The organism is Marinobacter sediminum, from assembly GCF_016820575.1.
In the GTDB taxonomy this organism is placed as follows: Bacteria; Pseudomonadota; Gammaproteobacteria; order Pseudomonadales; family Oleiphilaceae; genus Marinobacter; species Marinobacter sediminum.
On record NZ_JAEMQH010000011.1, the window covers coordinates 1 to 753 of the forward strand.

Consider the following 753-nt stretch of genomic DNA (forward strand, 5'->3'; position numbering starts at 1 on the left):
TGGCGGTCACCGTCAATGCGGTGAACGATGCGCCGGTGGCGAACGACGATGGTGTGTTCAGCACCGACGAAGACACCGCGTTGACCAACCTCAACGTCCTGGGCAATGACACCGACGTGGACGGCGACACCCTGTCCGTAACCGCCGCCAGTGCGGCCAACGGCACCGTCACCATCAACGATGACGGCACCCTGGATTACACGCCGAACGAGAACTATTCGGGTGACGACAGCATCACTTACACCGTCAGTGACGGTAACGGCGGCGAAGACACCGCGACGGTGGCGATCACCGTTAATGCCGTAAACGATGCGCCGGTGGCGAACGACGACGGCGTGTTCACGACCGACGAAGACACGGTGCTGAGCAACATCAACGTGCTCGGTAACGACACCGATGTCGATGGCGATGATCTAACCGTCACCGCCGCCAGTGCCACCAATGGCACGGTCACCACCAACGCCGACGGCACCCTGGATTACACTCCGAACGAGAACTATTCGGGTGACGACAGCATCACTTACACTGTCAGTGACGGTAACGGCGGCGAAGACACCGCCACCGTGGTGGTCACCGTTAATGCGGTGAACGACGCGCCGGTGGCTAACGACGACGGTGTATTCACGACCGACGAAGACACCGCGTTGGCCAACATCAATGTGCTCGGTAACGACACCGACGTCGATGGCGACACCCTGTCCGTAACCGCCGCCAGTGCGGCCAACGGCACGGTCACCATCAACGACGATGGCA

At 61.0% G+C, this 753-nt stretch carries 1 protein-coding gene; it reads left to right on the forward strand.

The window, feature by feature from the left end; translation table 11 throughout:
* On the forward strand, window positions 1-753 hold a 753-nt coding region (locus tag FGO67_RS17000; RefSeq protein ID WP_203301827.1), incomplete at both ends, for a cadherin-like domain-containing protein.